Annotated in this window: 19 protein-coding genes; 14 read left to right on the top strand and 5 right to left on the bottom strand. The window is 61.2% G+C overall.

What is annotated here, in order from left to right; translation table 11 throughout:
- Window positions 1-20: 20 nt before the first annotated feature.
- From mtrA to secA, 7 genes are all read left to right on the top strand, one after another.
- Window positions 21-704 (top strand): MtrAB system response regulator MtrA, encoded by a 684-nt coding sequence (mtrA, locus tag HMPREF2656_RS04835; RefSeq protein ID WP_083279481.1) that lies wholly within the window; start codon window positions 21-23, stop codon window positions 702-704.
- Window positions 705-707: 3 nt separating this feature from the next.
- The gene (gene mtrB / locus HMPREF2656_RS04830) at window positions 708-2,405 is read left to right on the top strand and encodes an MtrAB system histidine kinase MtrB (RefSeq protein ID WP_256380954.1); all 1,698 of its coding nucleotides are present in this window, start codon (window positions 708-710) and stop codon (window positions 2,403-2,405) included.
- Entirely contained in the window at window positions 2,402-4,126 is a 1,725-nt protein-coding gene (gene lpqB, locus HMPREF2656_RS04825; RefSeq protein WP_070771969.1) for an MtrAB system accessory lipoprotein LpqB, read from the top strand. The genes mtrB and lpqB overlap by 4 nt, the downstream gene beginning before the upstream one ends.
- An 11-nt stretch (window positions 4,127-4,137) precedes the next feature.
- On the top strand, window positions 4,138-4,755 hold the full coding sequence (locus HMPREF2656_RS04820; protein ID WP_210400962.1) for a ComF family protein: 618 nt from the start codon (window positions 4,138-4,140) through the stop codon (window positions 4,753-4,755).
- A gap of 48 nt (window positions 4,756-4,803) precedes the next feature.
- Entirely contained in the window at window positions 4,804-5,199 is a 396-nt protein-coding gene (locus HMPREF2656_RS04815; RefSeq protein WP_070449560.1) for a hypothetical protein, read from the top strand.
- Window positions 5,200-5,336: 137 nt separating this feature from the next.
- A complete protein-coding gene (gene hpf, locus HMPREF2656_RS04810) occupies window positions 5,337-6,056 on the top strand; it encodes a ribosome hibernation-promoting factor, HPF/YfiA family (RefSeq protein ID WP_070482351.1) in 720 nt (239 codons plus the stop codon).
- Between the two features lie 157 nt (window positions 6,057-6,213).
- Window positions 6,214-8,781, top strand: a complete 2,568-nt coding sequence (gene secA, locus HMPREF2656_RS04805) for a preprotein translocase subunit SecA (protein WP_070422858.1) — start codon at window positions 6,214-6,216, stop codon at window positions 8,779-8,781.
- Window positions 8,782-8,831: 50 nt separating this feature from the next.
- Here secA and HMPREF2656_RS04800 read toward each other — a convergent pair whose 3' ends face one another.
- The gene (locus HMPREF2656_RS04800; protein ID WP_070614824.1) at window positions 8,832-9,347 is read right to left on the bottom strand and encodes a hypothetical protein; all 516 of its coding nucleotides are present in this window, start codon (window positions 9,345-9,347) and stop codon (window positions 8,832-8,834) included.
- Between the two features lie 153 nt (window positions 9,348-9,500).
- On the opposite strand from HMPREF2656_RS04800, the gene HMPREF2656_RS04795 reads away from it, so the two are divergent.
- Together HMPREF2656_RS04795 and HMPREF2656_RS04790 are read left to right on the top strand one after the other, a co-directional pair.
- On the top strand, window positions 9,501-9,914 hold the full coding sequence (locus HMPREF2656_RS04795) for an HAD-IA family hydrolase (protein ID WP_070422860.1): 414 nt from the start codon (window positions 9,501-9,503) through the stop codon (window positions 9,912-9,914).
- Window positions 9,914-10,408, top strand: coding sequence for a DUF6912 family protein (locus HMPREF2656_RS04790; protein ID WP_180950030.1), 495 nt, complete (start codon window positions 9,914-9,916; stop codon window positions 10,406-10,408). Before HMPREF2656_RS04795 ends, HMPREF2656_RS04790 begins: the two co-directional genes overlap by 1 nt.
- On the opposite strand, the gene rsgA is transcribed toward HMPREF2656_RS04790, so the two are convergent.
- Together rsgA and aroA are read right to left on the bottom strand one after the other, a co-directional pair.
- Entirely contained in the window at window positions 10,382-11,407 is a 1,026-nt protein-coding gene (gene rsgA / locus HMPREF2656_RS04785; protein WP_070816001.1) for a ribosome small subunit-dependent GTPase A, read from the bottom strand. The two genes, HMPREF2656_RS04790 and rsgA, sit on opposite strands and share 27 nt — an antisense overlap.
- Window positions 11,407-12,687 (bottom strand): 3-phosphoshikimate 1-carboxyvinyltransferase, encoded by a 1,281-nt coding sequence (gene aroA / locus HMPREF2656_RS04780; RefSeq protein WP_141761015.1) that lies wholly within the window; start codon window positions 12,685-12,687, stop codon window positions 11,407-11,409. The genes rsgA and aroA overlap by 1 nt, the downstream gene beginning before the upstream one ends.
- A 13-nt stretch (window positions 12,688-12,700) precedes the next feature.
- On the opposite strand from aroA, the gene HMPREF2656_RS04775 reads away from it, so the two are divergent.
- On the top strand, window positions 12,701-13,357 hold the full coding sequence (locus HMPREF2656_RS04775; RefSeq protein WP_070815999.1) for an SOS response-associated peptidase: 657 nt from the start codon (window positions 12,701-12,703) through the stop codon (window positions 13,355-13,357).
- A 7-nt stretch (window positions 13,358-13,364) separates the two neighbouring features.
- Here HMPREF2656_RS04775 and ybaK read toward each other — a convergent pair whose 3' ends face one another.
- Window positions 13,365-13,829, bottom strand: coding sequence for a Cys-tRNA(Pro) deacylase (gene ybaK, locus HMPREF2656_RS04770; RefSeq protein ID WP_070482344.1), 465 nt, complete (start codon window positions 13,827-13,829; stop codon window positions 13,365-13,367).
- A gap of 34 nt (window positions 13,830-13,863) precedes the next feature.
- On the opposite strand from ybaK, the gene HMPREF2656_RS04765 reads away from it, so the two are divergent.
- From HMPREF2656_RS04765 to HMPREF2656_RS04755, 3 genes are all read left to right on the top strand, one after another.
- Entirely contained in the window at window positions 13,864-14,484 is a 621-nt protein-coding gene (locus tag HMPREF2656_RS04765; protein ID WP_070815998.1) for a sigma-70 family RNA polymerase sigma factor, read from the top strand.
- Window positions 14,484-14,735: a hypothetical protein gene (locus tag HMPREF2656_RS04760; RefSeq protein ID WP_070422864.1), complete on the top strand. Its 252-nt coding sequence runs from the start codon at window positions 14,484-14,486 to the stop codon at window positions 14,733-14,735. Before HMPREF2656_RS04765 ends, HMPREF2656_RS04760 begins: the two co-directional genes overlap by 1 nt.
- Before the next feature lie 263 nt (window positions 14,736-14,998).
- On the top strand, window positions 14,999-15,673 hold the full coding sequence (locus HMPREF2656_RS04755) for a transposase (protein ID WP_070815997.1): 675 nt from the start codon (window positions 14,999-15,001) through the stop codon (window positions 15,671-15,673).
- Window positions 15,674-15,730: 57 nt separating this feature from the next.
- Here HMPREF2656_RS04755 and HMPREF2656_RS04750 read toward each other — a convergent pair whose 3' ends face one another.
- Window positions 15,731-15,958: a hypothetical protein gene (locus HMPREF2656_RS04750; protein ID WP_070815683.1), complete on the bottom strand. Its 228-nt coding sequence runs from the start codon at window positions 15,956-15,958 to the stop codon at window positions 15,731-15,733.
- 15 nt (window positions 15,959-15,973) lie between these two features.
- Between HMPREF2656_RS04750 and HMPREF2656_RS12455 the strand changes: the two genes are divergently transcribed.
- Window positions 15,974-16,942: an integrase core domain-containing protein gene (locus HMPREF2656_RS12455; protein WP_083319441.1), complete on the top strand. Its 969-nt coding sequence runs from the start codon at window positions 15,974-15,976 to the stop codon at window positions 16,940-16,942.
- The last annotated feature ends 207 nt before the right edge of the window (window positions 16,943-17,149 follow it).

Here is a 17,149-nt window from a genome sequence, read left to right as displayed (position 1 = left end):
GCCCTGACAAAGGAGTACATGTGGCCCACAAGATCCTGGTCGTGGACGATGACCCGGCGATCAACGAGATGCTCACCATCGTGCTTGAGGCCGAGGGGTTTGAGACGAGTTCCGTCACCGATGGCGCTGAGGCCGTTGGCGCGTGGCGCAGCTTTGATCCGGATCTGATCCTGCTCGACCTGATGCTGCCAGGCGTCAACGGCATTGATATTTGCCGCGAGATCCGCAAGCAGTCCGCCGTGCCGATTGTCATGCTGACAGCGAAGACCGACACGGTGGACGTGGTGCTTGGACTGGAGTCTGGTGCGGACGACTACATCACCAAACCCTTCAAGCCGAAGGAACTGGTCGCCCGAATCCGCGCGCGTCTGCGTCGTACTGACGACGAGCCGGCGGAAATCTACGAGGTTGGCGATCTGACCATTGACGTTCCGCAGCACACCGTGACTCGCGGCGGCCAGGAAATTCAGCTGACCCCGCTCGAGTTTGACCTTTTGCTGGAGATGGCGCAGAAGCCGAATCAGGTGCACACCCGCGAGGAGCTGCTGGAGTCCGTGTGGGGCTACCGCAACGCTTCGGATACGCGCCTGGTTAACGTGCATGTCCAGCGTCTGCGCTCCAAGATTGAGCACGACCCGGAGAACCCGGAGATCATCCTCACTGTGCGTGGTGTGGGCTATAAGACCGGCAAGCCGGGGGTGTAGTCGCTGAATGCGCTCAAACGCGCACGCGAACGCGTAGCGCACGCATGGTCGACCTCGTTGCAGGTGAGGTTCGTGGGCACGGTACTCATCGTGTCCGCAATCGTGATGTCCGTGCTTGGGTTTGTGCTGGCGTCGGTGGTCACTAGCCGCATCACCGAGGCGAAGCTGGAAACCGCGAGTGTGGAGATCGAGCGCGCACGCGCCACCGTCGAATACCAGCTGGACAACAGCGGCAGTTCCGCCTCGCTGCAGGCGCGCTTGAACTCAGCCCGTGCAGGTTTGACCCAGCGCGCACAGGAACACTCGGACACGTCGAGCTTTTACGAGCCGGTCTTGGTGGCGGAAAGCGGTGGCGGGGTGGTGACCTCGTCGCCGGAGTCGTACCAGATCCCAGAGCGCTTAGCGCAGTTCGTCAACGACGGAAATGTGGCCTACCAATTCGCCACTGTGGAACGGCCGGATGCGACGTTGTATGACGCGTTAATCGTCGGTACACCAACGAATGCGGATATCCCGAATCTGCAGCTCTACCTGGTCATGAATATGGAGAGCGAAACCACCACCGTTGCACTGATGCGTGGCATTTTGGCTATCGCTGCGGTGATCGTCGTGGTGCTTTTGATGGGCATTGCGTGGCTTGCGTCGCAGCAGATTGTGGCGCCGGTGCGCTCGGCGTCGAGAACTGCCCAGCGTTTCGCGTCCGGTCACCTGCGCGAGCGCATGCCGGTCGATGGCGAAGACGAAATGGCAGTGCTGGCCATGTCCTTCAACAACATGGCGGACACGCTGTCTAAGCAGATCAACAACCTGGAGGAATACGGTGACCTGCAGCGCCAGTTCACCTCTGATGTTTCCCACGAGTTGCGCACGCCGCTGACTACGGTGCGTATGGCCGCAGACATGATCGCGGCGAACGAGGATTCGCTCGAACCGTCGACCAAGCGCGCTTCCCAGTTGATGATCAAGGAACTTGACCGCTTCGAGGCGCTGCTTAATGATTTGCTGGAGATTTCGCGTCACGACGCCGGCGTGGCCGAACTCTCCACCACCAGCATGGATGCTCGCGGGCCGGTGGAGTCTGCATGGCAGCAAACCCAGCACCTTGCCGACGAATTGGATGTGGAAGTCGACTTTGACATCCCGGAGGAACCACAGACGATCGAGGGTGACCCACGGCGTATCGAGCGCATCGTGCGCAACCTGGTGGCCAACGCCATCGACCACTCGGAGGGCAACCCGGTGAAGGTTGTGATGCATTCCAACGACGAGGCCGTGGCAATCACCGTCACCGACCGCGGTGTTGGGCTGAAGGAAGGCCAAGACGAGTTAGTGTTCAACCGCTTCTGGCGCGCGGACAAGTCCCGCAAGCGCCACTCGGGCGGCACCGGCCTGGGCCTGGCTATTGCGCGCGAGGATGCGCTATTGCACGGCGGCATCCTCGACGCCGCTGGCACGCACGGCGTGGGTTCCCAATTCCGCCTGGTGTTGCCGAGAGAAGTCGGGGCGAAAATCAACGTCGCCCCGTTGGACTTGGTCGCGCCGGGCAAGATTTCCGGCGAGATCGAAGGGGCTCCTGTTGTCACCGAAGCGGTTGGAGTTACCGATGCTGACACCAGCGGGGGAGATGATCCGGCCACCGATAGTGGGGCCGGTGTAGTAGCGCCGGATCCGCAGCCTGAAGTCCAGGAGGAACACCGATGAGGACGAATAAAGCTGCATCGTTGGCGTTGTCGGCCGTGGCCACGTTGACTGCGATGTCCCTGCTGTCGGGGTGCGCAACGCTGCCAACCAACTCGGCACCTCACGTGCTGCGTCCGTTTACGCCGGCGGAGTCTCCGACGCCGGATGCTGGTCCCGCGGAGGATGAGGAGCCAGACTTGCTGCTGCGTGGGTTCTACGCAGCATCGGCGATTCCGGACGGCGACTACGAAATGGCGCGTGCTTACCTGACGGAGAGCGCTGCCCAGGCGTGGGATCCAAGCGGGCAGAAGCTGATCGTGGACAGCTTCGGCGTGACCACGCTGCCGGGGGCCTCGGCAGGGAAGCGTCGCTTTGCGGTTCACGGCAATGTGGTTGGTGCGGTGCGCACTGGGGGATCGTTTGCTCCGGAGCGCGGCAAATACGAGGCAGAAATCGAGCTGGACATGATCGATGGGCAGTGGCGTATTTCGTCGCTACCCGCGGGTGTGGTCATGGAGCGAACTGAGCTGCGTAACCAGTATCAGCCGTATAACCTGTACTTCTTTGATGCCGACGACCGTGAGTTGGTCACCGACCGCCGTTGGGTTCACTCGCGTCGCGAGGCCCTGGCGGGTGACTTAATCGGGTTGCTTATGGAGGGGCCTGCGGAGCGTCTGCGTCCAGCGTTGCCCAATGCGTTGCCGTCGAAAGTGGCCTATACGGGGTTCAAAGACGGCGCGTTTACCTTTACTGGTTTCAGCGAAGTCGACGCCGCACGCCGCACGCAGTTTGCTGCCCAAGTGGTGTGGACCCTTGCCACCGCCGGCATCACAGGTCCGTATCGTTTGGAAGCCGACGGCAGCCCCCTCATCGAAGGCGCTGACGAACTCGGTACCGACGACTTTGCGGACGAGAGCCCACTGGTGGAAACCGCTGGTGAAAGCACGCTCTACGCGCTCGTCGATGGGCGCATTTTGCGTGTCGACGGCCGCACCACCCAGGCCGTCGACGGCAGCCTCGGCAGCTCTGGCCAGATCACTTCAGCCGACCTGGCCAAGGGTGGCCAATGGGCTGCTGTCTTCGGCAAACCAGACGATGACAAGGACGATGTGCTTCGCGTGGGCAAATTCGGTGCCCGCGAGGAAGAGGTTATGCGGGCGCGTACATTCACACGCCCGAGCTTCGAAGCGAACGCGGCGGCGGTGTGGTCGGTTGCAGACGGCAAGCGGATCCTGCGCACAGTCCAATCCGCAGCCAGTGGCGAATTGTCCACCGGCGAGGTGCACGTCGACCTGCCAGAAGGCGTGGACGGCAACATTTCTGTGCTGCGCCTGTCGCGCAGCGGCACCCGCGTGGTCATGGTGATCGACGGAAAGCTCTACACGGGCATTGTCCAGCGTGGCGCTTCCGGCGAACGCTCTATTGTCAATGTGCTCGAGTACGCCCAGGAGCTCGGTGGCAGTGTCGTATCTGCCGAGTGGCGTGCGGATGGTTCGCTCATCGTCGGTACCTCCGCCCCGTCGCCAGTGCTGCGTGTGGAGCAGGACGGCTCGTCTATGACCGCGTTGTCGGCGGGTAATATTTCGGCTCCGGTGGTGGCAGTGGCGGCGTCGCCAAGCATGCTCTACGTCACTGACGTCAATGCTGTATTGCAAGTGCCGGCCTCAGGTGCGGATAACCCCATCTGGCGTGAGGTGCCAGGTCTGGAAGGTATGCGCGCGCTACCGATCATCGCGCGGTAGGGGAGTCAGGGATGCTGGGGGATATCGGGGAGTTGCTGCTACCGCGCAAGTGCGCCGGATGCGGCGTGCCGGGGCCGCTGTTGTGCGCTACCTGCCGGATGGAGTTGGCGCATCCGCCGCAGCGCGTGTTTCCCAACACCACACCGATGGTGCCGGTGTTCGCACTGGGAGCCTATGCGGGTGCGCACCGTGGGGTGGTGTTGGCAATGAAGGAACGTAACCACCTTGCCGTGCGTCGCCACGTTGGTGCGGTACTCAACGCCGGGCTGGACTACTTGGAGGCGCGCGGCGATATCGCAGTCGGCGCGGTGTTGGTTCCCGCGCCGACGAAGGTGTCCTCGGCACGCGCCCGCGGCGGCGACCCCGTGGAAGCTATCTGCCGCGCCACCCGGCGCAGTGTCGCACCCGCGTTGCTACTCGACGCCAGCGCTGCCGATCAGTCGAACCTTGACGAGTCCTCGCGCCGCGCAAACCTGTCCGGAGCAGTACGGCTTGCCGCCATCCCTGCAGGTCCCGTGGTCATTGTCGACGACGTCGTGACCACCGGAGCCACCCTCCAGGCCAGTGTGTCCGTGCTGCTCGCCCACGGGGTTGACGTGAGTGCGTGCGTGACCGTGTGCGCAGCGTAACCGCAGGCCAAATATGTGTTTTTGCAGGTGTCCAGTAGGGTCACAGGAATGAAATTGCGTCTTCTTCCACTCGTGTGTGCCCCGGTTCTCGCGTTGGTCGGTTGCTCGACTGCAGAGATCACCCCACTTCATGAGGCCCGTGTTCAGGAGGTCTCCGAAATCCGTGACGCCCTTGCCGGCACGGACTTCGACTGCACCAACTGGCAGGAGTTGAAGCAGGAAGAGGGCGTGTGCATGCAGAAGGAAAAGGGCCAGATCAAATTCAAGCTCGACGGCACGCCTGAGGATTATGCGCGCTACCTCATGGAGGAGCAGTTCCCGTACGCAAAGGAAGTCATCGTCGGCGAGAACTGGGTTGGCCGCTGCGATAACACTGATGAGGGCACCTGCCAGACCATCGCTGAAGGTCTCGGTGCAAACGTGAAGCAGAGCACCCGCAGCTAAGCATCCGCTGCTCAACACCCGGCAGCGTAGCTCTCAGTAAGCTCATAGCGAACATTTTGCGAACCCCCGTGTATTGGTCATAACCAGTTGTATAGTGGTGATGGACACAGTTCCTACTACCCACAGGGAGGAAGCACATGACTTCTGCAGACCAGAATGCCGTACAGGGTGGCGCACAGGGGGAGGGTCTCGGACCCGATGTGGTGTTGACCATCACCGGCCGCAACGTTGAGGTTCCGGAGCACTTCCAGGAACGCGTAAGCGGCAAGTTGGCAAAGATTGCGAAGCTCGATCCGACTCTGAATTCCTTCCACGTTGAGCTCAAGCATGAGCCGAATCCGCGTCGTGAACAGGAAGCGGAACGCATCCAGATCACCGCAACTGGCTCGGGCCACCTCGCACGCGCTGAGGCGAAGGAAGACACCTTCTACAACGCCTTGGATGCCGCAGTGGCAAAGCTGGAGCGTTCGCTGCGCAAGGTCAAGGCTCGTCGCACCACTCCGATGTCTGGCCACCGTGCACCGAAGGGCGCCGGCAAGCTGGCCGCTGAGCTTGAGGCTGAGCAGAAGGCAGCGCAGGCTCGCGAGGCTGCTGCGCAGGGTCCGTACGATGTTGACCCGTACGAGGATCAGGTTGAGGATCTGACCCCGGGTCAGGTCGTTCGTACCAAGGTGCACTCCAACGCTCCACGTAGCGTGGATGATGCGCTCAGCGAGATGGAGCTGGTTGGACACGATTTCTACCTCTTCATCAACGAGGAGACGAACCGTCCGGCTGTGGTCTACCGCCGTCACGCGTTTGATTACGGTTTGATCGAACTGGCTGATGAGGCGGAAGCCGAAGCAGGCGAGAAGTAGCGCTTGCGCTGTTACCCGCACGGTCCTGTGAAAGGGGCCGGGCGGGTTTTGTCGTCGATTAGCAACGCCGGGTTGTTCTCTGCAACGTGGGCGTGCGTACAATGGCGGGTTGTTACACCTTGGCCCTGCCTACTCCAGTAGTAAAGGATTTTCTCACGTGTTTGGACTGTCGAAGCTGCTCCGCGCCGGTGAGGGGCGTACCGTCAAGCGCCTGGCGAAGATCGCTGACCAGGTCATGGCCCTGGACGATGAATACGCGGCGCTGACCGATGAGGAACTTAAGGCGAAGACCGCCGAGTTCAAGCAGCGCATCGCCGACGGCGCGAGCCTCGACGACATTTTGCTCGACGCGTTCGCGACTGCCCGTGAGGCGTCGTGGCGCGTGCTGGGACAGAAGCACTACAAGGTGCAGATCATGGGTGGTGCCGCACTGCACTTCGGCAACGTCGCTGAGATGAAGACCGGTGAAGGCAAGACGCTGACGTCGGTGCTGCCGGCGTACCTCAACGCGCTGTCCGGCAAGGGCGTGCACGTGGTCACCGTGAACGACTACCTGGCTAAGCGTGACGCCGAGATGATGGGTCGTGTGCACCACTTCCTCGGCCTGGAGGTGGGCGTGATTCTGTCGGAGATGCGTCCGGCGGAGCGCAAGAAGGCGTACGACGCTGACATCACCTACGGCACCAACAACGAGTTGGGCTTTGACTACTTGCGTGACAACATGACGCGTTCGGTCAACGAAATTGTGCAGCGTGGCCACAACTTTGCGATTGTGGATGAGGTTGACTCGATTCTTATCGACGAAGCCCGTACCCCACTGATCATCTCCGGCCCGGTCGATGGGTCCAGCCAGTTCTACTCGGTGTTCGCACAGCTTGCGCCGCGTATGCGTGAGGGCATCCACTACGAGGTGGATCACCGCAAGCGCACCGTCGGTATTTCCGAGGAGGGCGTGGAGTACGTCGAGGACCAGTTGGGCATTGACAACCTGTACGCGCCTGAGCACTCCCAGTTGGTGAGCTACCTCAACAACGCGATCAAGGCCAAGGAGCTCTTCGAGCGCGATAAGGACTACATCATCCGTCAGGGTGAGGTCATGATCGTGGACGGTTTTACCGGCCGTGTGCTCGCTGGCCGTCGCTACAATGAGGGCATGCACCAGGCCATTGAGGCCAAGGAGCAGGTGGAGATCAAGAACGAGAACCAGACGCTGGCCACCGTTACCCTGCAGAACTACTTCCGCCTGTACGACAAGCTCTCGGGTATGACCGGTACCGCTGAGACTGAGGCGGCCGAGCTGCACCAGATTTACAAGATGGACGTTGTGCAGATCCCGCCGAACCGTCCGAACCAGCGTGTGGACCGCGACGACCTGATCTACAAGACGCAGGAAGCAAAGTTCGCGGCCGTTGCGGAGGACATTGCGGAGCACGCGGAGAAGGGCCAGCCGGTGCTGGTCGGTACCACCTCGGTGGAGCGTTCCGAGTACCTGTCGCAGCTGCTGACCCGCAAGGGTGTTGCCCACAACGTGCTCAACGCGAAGCACCACGAGGAAGAAGGCCGCATCATCGCTGAGGCTGGCCTGCCGGGCAAAGTGACCGTTTCTACCAACATGGCTGGTCGCGGTACCGATATCGTGCTGGGTGGCAACCCGGAAATTCTCTTGGATGCGAAGTTGCAGGAGCAGGGCCTCGACCCGTTTGAGGACGAGGAGCGCTACCAGGAGGCGTGGAACGATCAACTGCCGAAGGCGAAGGAACGTTCCAAGAAGCTTGGTGATGAAGTCCGTGAGGCCGGCGGCCTGTACGTGATTGGTACGGAGCGTCACGAGTCGCGTCGTATCGACAACCAGCTCCGTGGCCGTTCCGGCCGTCAGGGTGACCCGGGCGAGACCCGTTTCTACCTGTCCATGCGCGATGAGTTGATGGTTCGCTTCGTGGGTCAGACCATGGAGAACATGATGAACCGCCTCAACGTTCCGGACGATGTGCCGATCGAGGCGAAGATGGTGTCCAACGCCATCAAGGGCGCACAGTCGCAGGTTGAGAACCAGAACTTTGAGATGCGTAAGAACGTGCTCAAGTACGACGAGGTGCTCAACGAGCAGCGCAAGGTGGTCTACGGCGAGCGTCAGGAGATCCTGGCGTCGAAGGACATCAAGGACCAGGTGCGTCGCATGATCGAGTCCACCATCACTGCGTACGTCGATGCGGAGACCGCGGAAGGCTACGTGGAGGACTGGAACCTCGAGGAACTCTGGCACGCACTCGAGTCCCTGTACGGCCCGTCCGTGACGCCGCAGGAACTCATCGATGGTGACGAGTACGGTCGTCCGGGTGAGCTGACCTCGGCACAGTTGCGCCAGGCGCTTCTCGACGACGCCAACGCCCTCTACGACAACCTCGAAGAGAACATCTCTGCGATCGGCGGCGAAGAGCAGATGCGCAACCTGGAGCGCATGGTGATCCTGCCGATCATCGATACGAAGTGGCGCGAGCACCTCTACGAGATGGACTACCTCAAGGAAGGTATTGGCCTGCGTGCGATGGCGCAGCGCGACCCGCTGGTGGAGTACCAGAAGGAGGGTGGCGACATGTTCAACGCCATGAACGAGGCGATCCAGGAAGAGACCGTGCGCCAGCTGTTTGCCATGCGTAAGCAGTTTGAGACCCAGCCAGCCCAGGCTGCTGAGGGCGAGACTGACGGCGGCACCGCCACCGTCTAAAACCGCCGCTGAACCCACTGTTTGGGGCCACTGTTTGGGCCAGTGCGGTCTCACACTGAGGGCAACGCCCTGGTGAGGGCGTGAGGAGCCGTCTGCGACGTGTTGCGCGCAGGCGGCTCCAGTATTTTGAACGACTGCAGTTTGCCGTCCGCCATCTTCGCGGCAAAGGCGAGGCGTCGCCCGCCTTTCTCCACGGTGCCGTAGAACTCGCCGGCCTCACCAGAGTGGCAGGTGATCACCCGGACGTGCTGGGTGGGCAGGACTGCGGTGTTGCGGGTGTGGGCGCGGAGTTGGAGCTGGGCTCGTCGATACGCACGGATGTGTGTGCGCACCGACGTACTGAACCGCGAGGCTGTCATCACAGTCGGGTCGTAGCCTCCGAACGCAGCGCTGATGGCCTGGCGCACGAGAGGGTCGACGCGTTGATTGGTCTGTGGTGTGGCGCTGAGCGCGGTGTCCGGCTCGAGCACCGGCGGCGCCGGTTTCGGCGCGGGCGTGCGGCGCTCAGGTGCGAGGAGTTGAATGTGCTGGTGGCCGGGAACGCTGTAGTACCTGGTTGTGGGCATGTGGGAATCCTCCGTCACGGGAGGGGGTGGGCGCGGCGCGGGGTAGGTATCATTGTTCACGATTGGCGCAATGAAATAAAGAGTGTGCGCACTAAAATACGCATCACGTACGCGAAATACGCAGCTAACGAAAGCTAACGAAAGAAGGCCGAAGTGCAGGGTTTGATCATCGACTACGCAGGTGTGCTGGACACGGGCGCTGAAGACCAGAGCCGCTGGAAGACCCTCATCGAGGAAGCCAAGAAGAAGGACGTCTCCGTGGCCATCCTGTCCAACGAGGCAGCTGAGGGCGAGATTGCGGACGCGATCCGCGAGTGGGAGTTCAAGGGCGTTGTCGACGCGGTTGTGCTCTCCGGCGAGATCGGTGTGGAAAAACCGGAGCGTGCAGCGTTCCAGGCGGCAGCCGACGCGATCGGCCTGGACATGAACGAGTGCGTGATGATCGACGATGACATCATGAACATCCGCGCCGCAGTGGAATACAACCTCATTGGCATCCTGCACACCGCGCTGGACCGCACTGCGGTAGAGATCCAGTCCCTGTTCGACATTGAGGGCGAGTTCTAGTGCGCGTCTACATCCCGGCAACCTTTGGCATGCTGCAAGCGCTGCAGGACAACGGTCTGTTGCATGCGCGCAGCGGGTGGGGTTTTTCTGCGACGAAGGCGTTGCAGGAATTCTTCACCTCGGGTGATCTCGAAGAGATCGAAGATGTGGCGTTCGATGACGCAGCGTTGGCGTCGCTACGCCTGCTCGCCATTGGGGACGAGGAGCGCTTCCCGCACCGCCGAGTGGTCATCTCCGTGGACGTGGACGCGACCGAAGCACCCGATATGGGCGAGTCTGTGGTGAAACTGTCCGGCCCGGTGAATCTTGAGGACGTCGCGGCGATCCACGTGGACATCAAGGAATCCGAAGAAGCCACCGCGAAGGCCATCGAGGTGGTCGATGCCGCGGATCTTGGCGACGAAGACGCGGAGCTGACCGTCGGCGACGCCCAAGACAACTACATGGCGTTCTACCACCCAGACGAGTTAGCGTTCCTCCTCGAGCTGCTTTAACTCCCACTCGTTATTGCTGTGTAGAGCCTCCAGCAGGTGGCGCACAGCCAGCGCGCGGCGCCCGATAGGGGATTCAGCGTCGAGCGTGTCCCAGGCACACTCCGGGTCCGCAGGCGGACCCAAGTGGGTGCAGCCGCGGGAGCAGCCTTCGGCGGCCTCGGCGAGATCGGGGAAGACCTGCACGATTTGTTCCGGGGCGACGTGTGCGAGGCCGAAGGAGCGGATACCGGGGGTGTCGATAATCCAGCCGCCGCCGGGCACCTCCAACGCCACGGACTGGGTGGAGGTGTGGCGGCCCTTGCCCACGCCGGAGACCTCGCCAGTTTCGCGGTCCGCGTCCGGGACGATGCGGTTGACCAGGGTGGATTTGCCCACGCCGGAATGGCCGATCAGCGCAGAAACGCGGTCGCGGATGTGTGTGAGCAGTTCCGCGATGTCGTCGTCGACGCCGGTGCGCAGCACCTCCACACCAAGGTCGGCGAGTTCACGCTCGAAATCGGTAGGGTCCGCCAGATCAGACTTGGTCACGCACACCACCGGGGTCACGCCGCCGACAAACGCGGCGACTAAGGCGCGCTCCACAAACCCGGTACGCGGTGGGGGATCGGCGGCGGCCACCACGATGAGCAACAGCTCAGCGTTGGCGACGATGATGCGCTCGTACGAGTCCGTATCGTCAGCCGTGCGGCGCAGGACAGAGGAACGCTCCTCGCGCTTGACAATGCGCGCCAGCGTGTCCTTCGCGCCGGAGGTGTCACCGACGACGCCGACACGGTCGCCGACCTCGATCGAGGTGCGCTTTAAGTCCCGGGCGCGGGTGCATTGCAGGCGCGTGGCGTCGTCGTCAAGCACGACGCCCCAACGCCCACGATCCTTAGCCACGACCAAACCGAACTTGGCATTATCGTGCGACGGGCGGTTCTTCGAGCGTGGCCGTGAGCCCTTGCCGGGGCGGACGCGGACGTCGGATTCGTCGTAATCGGAAAACTTGCGGCGCATTACTTGGAAACCATCTCCAACCACATGTCCTCAAACCCAGGAAGCGTCTTCGCGGTGGTTGCAATGTTTTCCACCTGGACGCCCTCCACAACCAGACCGATGATGGCGCCGGCGGTGGCCATGCGGTGATCGTCGTAGGAACGCCACGTCCCGCCATGCATCTCGGTCGGAGTGATACGCAGGCCGTCGCCGAGTTCCTCGCAGTTGCCGCCGACGTTGTTGATCTCGTTGGTCAACGCCGCCAGGCGATCCGTCTCGTGGCCGCGCAGGTGCGCAATGCCGGTTAGCTCGCTCGGGGTGGAGGCGCACGCCGCGATGGCGGCGACGGTGGGGGCCAACTCGCCGATGTCGCTCATGTCGAGTCGAATGCCCTTTAAAGTGCCAGGCTTCGGGCCGCGCACGCGCAGGGTCTGGGTGGCGCCGTCGGCGATGAGGTCGACCTCGCAGCCCATGCGCTCCAAGACGGTACGGATCACTGCACCCGGCTGGGTGGTGCGCAGCGGCCAGTTCGGGATACGCACCTCGCCGCCAGTGACAGCTGCCGCGGCGAGGAAGGGTGCTGCGTTGGACAAGTCGGGCTCGATCACCCAGTTAGTGCCGCGGATCGGCTGCGGGGCAACGTCCCAGGTGTCACGGGTAGCGGTGACCTTCACGCCAGCCTCTGCGAGCATGGCCACCGTCATCTCAATGTGCGGCATCGACGGCAACATGCCACCCGTGTGGCGGATGGACACGCCACGCTCGAACCGAGGCGCAGACAGAAGCAGGCCCGATACGAACTGGGAGGAGCCGGAGGCGTCGATCTCCACCGGGCCGCCGTCAGCCTTGCCGGTGCCGTGGACGGTAAACGGCATCCCGTCACCCGCAACGGACACGCCGAGGGTGCGAAGGGCGTCGAGGATAACCGCGATGGGGCGGTTGCGGGCGTGGGGGTCGCCGTCGAAAAGCACAGGCCCCTGAGCAAACGCCGCAACCGGCGGCACAAACCGCATCACGGTGCCAGCAAGACCGCAATCAACCTCCGCGCCGCGCAACTCGCCCGGGGTCACACGGATGACGTCGCGGTCGTGCTCGAAGCCGGTGCCCATGGACGCCAGTGCGGCCTCCATAAGATCCGTATCGCGTGAGCGCAGCGCCCCAGTCATCGTCGACGGACCAGCGGCAAGTGCCGCCAGCACGTAGGCGCGGTTAGTCATGGACTTTGACCCCGGCACCCGCTGCGTGTGGGTGATCGGGGCCGGATGGAACGGTGCGGGCCACATGTTCGTCATGAACGTCATAATAATGGAGCGCATGTGCGGACGATTCGTTCTTTTCACTACTGGCGACGAGCTCCTCTCCGAGGTAGCCACCCTGCCCGGCATCAACCATGTCGAAGCGCCCGACGGCACCCCGCCGTCGCGCTACAACATCGCGCCGACAAACCAGGTGCCGCTCATCCGGGTCGCAGAGCAGACTGCGCGTATCGACGCCGCCCGCTGGGGCCTCCTCCCAACCTGGAAGAAAGACGACACCGGCATGCCTCTGTTCAACGCACGCGGAGAGACGGTGGCGGAGAAGCCCTCGTTCCGCAGCGCGTTCAAGGCGCGGCGCGGGCTGATGGTGCTCGACGGCTACTACGAGTGGAAGCAAACCGAATCCGGCAAGCAGCCCTACTACGTGCGCCCCGCAGAGGGCTTGCTGTACGCGGCGGCACTGTGGGAGACCGGGCTGGACCGGCTATCCACCACGATGATCACCACCGACGCCACCGACAACATGGCCTGGCTCCACCACCGCCTACCGCTCTTTCTGCGTGACGACGAAATCCGCCAGTGGGTCGACGGCACCCCAGAGGAAGCGTTAGAACTTGTGCACCCCTCGCGCGTGGCCGACACGTTGCAGTGGAACGAGGCCGCAAAGGAAGTAGGCAACGTGCGCAACGACTACGCGGAGTTGATCTCGGGCTAGTCCAGGGCTATTCAGTCCCGATAGGCGCGAACTTCGCGTTGGTCAGCTCCGCCAGGTCGGTAGGCGACAGCGCAATAGAAAGGCCCCGCTGGCCGGCGGATACCGTGATGGTTGCAAGGTCGGCGACGGAGTCGTCGATAAGCGTAGGCATGCGCTTGGTGGTGCCCAGCGGGGAGATCCCGCCCACGACATAGCCGGTCGCACGCTGCGCCTGAGCAGGATCGGTCATCTCCGCACGCTTCCAACCCAGCGCTTTCGCCGCCGCCTTGAGCGAAAGGTGGCCGGCGACGGGCACGCAACAGATCGCCATGTCGCGTTCGTGATGGATCACCAAAGTCTTCAGCACCGTGTGGGGGTCACGGCCCAACTCAGCAGCAGAATGTGCGCCGAAATGATCCTTGCTCGGGGTGTATTCGAGCACCTCATGAGGGGTTTGAGAAAGGGCGCTCAGTGCGCGAGTCTTAGCAGCCATGGGGCGATTTTAGCGCTGACCTACAATAGCGAGCATGCCCGAAACCGGGCTTGATCAAGAAGCAAAGGCACGCTTCGCCGAAGAAGCCATGCCGCTGCTCGACCAACTCTACGGCGGAGCCCTGCGCATGACCCGCAACCCGCAAGACGCCGAAGACCTGGTGCAAGAGACCTACCTCAAGGCGTACAAAAACTTCGACAGCTTCACGCCCGGTACCAATCTCAAGGCGTGGCTGTACCGGATCATGACCAACACCTACATCAACTCGTACCGCAAGAAACAGCGCCGGCCGCTGGAAACCTCCGCGGACGAAGTGACGGATTACCAGTTGTACTCCTCGAGCTCGCACGACTCGACGGGACTGGAATCCGCCGAGGTTGAAGCGCTCAAGGCAATGCCGAACTCGCGGATCTCCGAGGCGCTCAACGCGTTGAACGAGGACTACCGCATGGTGGTCTACTACGCCGATGTTGAAGGGCTGGCGTACAAGGAAATCGCCGATGTGCTGGACATCCCTATGGGCACTGTCATGAGCCGACTGCACCGTGGAAGAAAACAACTGCGCGGCATGTTGAAAGACGTGGCGAAGGAACGAGGCATTGGCCTCGACCACGCGGACATGCAGGACACCGACACTGCGGCGAAGGAGAAGTAATGGCTACGGGACACGGATGCGAAGCGACATACCGCCTGCTGTGCGAACTTTTCGACGAAGAAACTTCCCCACAGCGCCGCGAGGAAATCACCTCCGAGATCGCGCAATGTCCGGAGTGTCGCAGTATTGCCGAGTCTGAGCGGGCCGTGCGTGCGATCGTCCGGGATTGCTGCCAGCCAACGAAGGCTCCTGAGCCGCTGCGCGAGCGCATCATCACCACCATCTCCTACACCGAGGTCACGTGGCACTAGGGCGCTTTTAGGGGGTTTTAGGGGGAGTTCGGGGGCTGGTTGTTGCGGCCTTTCTCATCGTCTAGCTGGGCTTGTGATGTTGCTAGACGATCTCGTTTTGGTCTCTGTGTTTGCCCTGGTGGTGTTGGGGTTGTTTGTCGTTATGGGGCTGATCGTCTAGCTGGTGTTTGTCATGTCTCGTGACTTATTGGACAAGGAGTCCAGTCACTTATTGGACACGATGTCCACACACTTTTTGGACAGCGTGCGGGTGGAATGGGTGGATGGCTATTTCATCGCACAAGCGCAGAAAGATCGCGGATTTTGATCCGGTCCGCGACGGCAAGACCATCACGCAGTTTTGTAAAGAAGAACAGATCTCACGCCAGACGTTTCACAACGTGAAAAACCGCATCACCGAACGTGGACGGTCCGGCATTCTGCCGGATAGCACTGCTCCGAAAAACCCTGCCCGCAAATACACAGACGCTGACTACCAGGCTGTCATTAACGCACGGTTCGATCTGCAAGAGCAGGGATTGGACTGCGGCCCGTTGTCGACCTACTACCGCTTGTACGACGCAGTTGGCCCAGAGTGCACTCCATCGCGCACAACAATTGCTACCTGGCTGCACAACGCTGGTTTGGTCGATGTCAACGCGCGTAAGCGTCCACGCAGTTCTTATAAGCGTTTCGCCCGCGATTTTGTCTGCGAGTTGTGGCAGATCGACGCTTTGGTCTACCGCCTGTTCGATGTTGACCACACCCAGGCCACGATCTATCAGGTCATCGATGACGCCAGCAGATTCGACGTAGGAACGAAAGCGTTTATGCGTCCTGAAAACGGCGAAGACGCTCGCACCACGTTGGCGGCAGCCTTTGATAACTACCGCAAACCACAAGAACTCTTATCGGACAACAGTGATGTTAGGACCACGGATTTAGTAACGCTGTGGTGAGTATCCAGTAACGCGCGGGTGAGTATCGAGTAACACCCGGGCATAGACCATGATCCGCTACTTCGTATTGGCTTCTAGGCGCATGTTCGGTCCGTCCAGCATGATGATCTCAGCGCCAACGACAAGCCGATTCAGCATCGACTCGGCGATGACGGCATCCGGGATGGACTTGTACCGCTCATCGGGCGTGAACTGAGAGGTGACAATCGTTGACCCGCAGTGTCGAGCAGATTTGGCGGACCAGCCTTGTAAGACAAGGTCCATCACGGCCCGGTAATCAGTCACGATCAGACTCCTCTGATGATGCCGCGTGTTCTTTTGCCACGCGGTCAGAAGAATCTTCTCCCAAAGCGTTACTCGATACTCACCATTGCGTTACCCGATAGTCACCACGGTGTTACTAGATACCCCCGCGCAACAAGTGAAGCATTTGCCACCTACCACCGTGGGCGTTTGTCAGCAACGGAAATATGGCTGGCTGAACAAGGCGTCGTCGCGATCGCTGGGTTTGCTCCCAGAACGCAAGGCAAAGACGAACGCTCCCATCGCACCTTGGTGCAGTTTCTTGATGCGCGCACACCAACAACGTTTAACGAGTTGCAAGCAGCGATCGTGGCCTACCGTGAGGTGTACAACACTCACCGGAGGCATCAAAGCCTGCTTGTCGGCAAAATGCACATCACACCGCAACAGGCTTGGGAGACGTTCCCGCAGGCTGAATCACCAACAGATCCGCTGGATCCTGAAGTGATATGGCAACGCGTTGTTGACTACAACCTTGCCAACAACCCGCATGCACAGCCGAAGCCTGCGGATGTAAAAGATCCTGGGGAAGCTGCCACTTCGCCCAGGTTCAAAACCGTTCCTGTAATCACCACACCAGGTGCATCACACACGGATATAACCAGCATAGACGAGTTGGAGAAACTCGAATACGAATACATCGATGTGCCACTGGAGCTTCGCATCAACCGTCACGGTGTCGTTGCCGTTTGCGGCTACTCGCTCTATGTCGGTCTTCGCTTTGCAGACAGAGATATCTTTAGTCACGTCACCGTCGATAATGTCGCCGAGTTCTACACCGCTCACGACGGAGAATTCCTGTTTAGTTTTCCGTTGCCGATCAAGCTCAAACACCGCCCCACCGGTGGACAGATCAACATCAACCACGTCGAAGGTATGACGCACCGTCGTCCACCGAAGCTACGTCATGACCTATCCAAACCCAGACCAAAGCGAGCCAAACCCACCCGGAAAAACTACGGCTAGGACGTGTCCAGAAAGTGACCGGACTCCTTGTCCAATAAGTGACTGGACTCCTTGTCCAAAAACTCTATGGACATAACACGTCTAGCTGGTGTTTCAGGGAGCTAGACGATGAGCGTTGGGGTGGTGGACTGGTGTGTTCGTGGGGTTGAAACACGGTGTTTTCGTGTCTTGAGGGCTGTTGCTGCGTGTGTGCTCGTAAAACGGGGG

It is taken from the genome of Corynebacterium sp. HMSC034B08 (genome assembly GCF_001835805.1).
In the GTDB taxonomy this organism is placed as follows: Bacteria; Actinomycetota; Actinomycetes; order Mycobacteriales; family Mycobacteriaceae; genus Corynebacterium; species Corynebacterium coyleae.
The sequence above is the reverse complement of the archived record's forward strand: the minus strand, read 5'-3'. Positions and strand labels throughout refer to the sequence as shown.

What these genes read in the sequence shown, in the direction of transcription:
- HMPREF2656_RS04800 (WP_070614824.1), bottom strand. Translation starts at nt 9,347, where the DNA reads ATGCCCACAACCAGGTACTACAGCGTTCCCGGCCACCAGCACATTCAA.
- HMPREF2656_RS12455 (WP_083319441.1), top strand. Translation starts at nt 15,974, where the DNA reads ATGATGCCGCGTGTTCTTTTGCCACGCGGTCAGAAGAATCTTCTCCCA.
- HMPREF2656_RS04765 (WP_070815998.1), top strand. Translation starts at nt 13,864, where the DNA reads ATGCCCGAAACCGGGCTTGATCAAGAAGCAAAGGCACGCTTCGCCGAA.
- HMPREF2656_RS04820 (WP_210400962.1), top strand. Translation starts at nt 4,138, where the DNA reads ATGCTGGGGGATATCGGGGAGTTGCTGCTACCGCGCAAGTGCGCCGGA.
- rsgA (WP_070816001.1), bottom strand. Translation starts at nt 11,407, where the DNA reads ATGCGCCGCAAGTTTTCCGATTACGACGAATCCGACGTCCGCGTCCGC.
- HMPREF2656_RS04815 (WP_070449560.1), top strand. Translation starts at nt 4,804, where the DNA reads ATGAAATTGCGTCTTCTTCCACTCGTGTGTGCCCCGGTTCTCGCGTTG.
- lpqB (WP_070771969.1), top strand. Translation starts at nt 2,402, where the DNA reads ATGAGGACGAATAAAGCTGCATCGTTGGCGTTGTCGGCCGTGGCCACG.
- HMPREF2656_RS04755 (WP_070815997.1), top strand. Translation starts at nt 14,999, where the DNA reads ATGGCTATTTCATCGCACAAGCGCAGAAAGATCGCGGATTTTGATCCG.
- hpf (WP_070482351.1), top strand. Translation starts at nt 5,337, where the DNA reads ATGACTTCTGCAGACCAGAATGCCGTACAGGGTGGCGCACAGGGGGAG.
- aroA (WP_141761015.1), bottom strand. Translation starts at nt 12,687, where the DNA reads ATGACGTTCATGACGAACATGTGGCCCGCACCGTTCCATCCGGCCCCG.
- ybaK (WP_070482344.1), bottom strand. Translation starts at nt 13,829, where the DNA reads ATGGCTGCTAAGACTCGCGCACTGAGCGCCCTTTCTCAAACCCCTCAT.
- HMPREF2656_RS04760 (WP_070422864.1), top strand. Translation starts at nt 14,484, where the DNA reads ATGGCTACGGGACACGGATGCGAAGCGACATACCGCCTGCTGTGCGAA.
- HMPREF2656_RS04775 (WP_070815999.1), top strand. Translation starts at nt 12,701, where the DNA reads ATGTGCGGACGATTCGTTCTTTTCACTACTGGCGACGAGCTCCTCTCC.